1 protein-coding gene is annotated in these 1,035 nt (G+C 69.7%); it reads left to right on the top strand.

The window, feature by feature from the left end; genetic code table 11:
• Positions 1–1,035 (top strand): aminotransferase class I/II-fold pyridoxal phosphate-dependent enzyme (locus tag AC1D1G_RS45500; RefSeq protein ID WP_477956971.1); only part of this gene is annotated, 1,035 nt, incomplete at both ends.

Below are 1,035 nucleotides of genomic sequence, written 5' to 3'. Positions count from 1 at the left end.
GGCGGCGACGCCGGACGCCGGGCCGGGTCCCGCGACCGCGGTCGGCGACGTCGCGACCAGGGTCCGCACGGAAGTCGCCCGGGTCAGCGGATTCCCCGCGGCCGCACTGAAGACGACGCAGACGATCGTCGGCGACCTCGGATTCGACTCGATCATGATCACCGACCTGTTCGGCGGGGTGAGCCGCGCATTCCCCGGTCTCGTCGTCGAACCGCACTGGTTCTCACCGAGCCGCACACTCGGCGATGTGATCGAACACGTGACCGCGCACCACGCACCCGGGTCGCGCCACATGGTGACGGCTGTCCCGGAACCGGAACGGACCGTGGCACCCGAGTTCCGCATCGCGGAGTTCCCGGAGGTTCAGGCGCTCGCCGCACGGCTGACCTCCGCCGAGGGGCTCGGGGTCACCAACCCGTACTTCCTCGTCAACGACGGCGTCACCCGGGACACGTCGACGATCGGGGGCGCGGACGTCGTCAACTTCTCCAGCTACAACTACCTCGGCATGTCCGGGCACCCCGCCGTCGTCTCGGCCGTGCAGGACGCGGTCGCCCGCTACGGCAGTTCCTGCTCGGCCAGTCGGCTGCTGTCCGGGGAGAAACCGGTACACCAGGAACTCGAGGCCGAACTGGCCGGCCTGCTCGGCACCGAGGACGCGATCGCCCTCGTCAGCGGACACGCCACCAACGTCACGGTCATCGGTCATCTCCTCGGGGAGGGCGACCTGGTCATCCACGACAGCCTCGCGCACGACAGCATCCTGCAGGGCTGCGCCCTGTCCGGCGCCACCCGGCGTCCCTTCCCGCACAACGACCACGCCGCGCTGGACGCCCTCCTCACCGCGATCCGATCGCAGTACCGGCGGGTCCTCATCGTCATCGAGGGCGTCTACAGCCAGGACGGYGACATCCCCGACCTGCCCGCGATGATCGCGGTGAAGAAGAAGCATCGGGCGCTGATGATGATCGACGAGGCGCACAGCATCGGGGTGCTCGGCGCCACCGGCGGGGGCATCGGCGAGCACTTCGACGT

The sequence above is a fragment of the Rhodococcus sp. P3_B8 genome, assembly GCF_056402775.1.
This window is presented reverse-complemented; position numbering and strand designations above follow the sequence as displayed.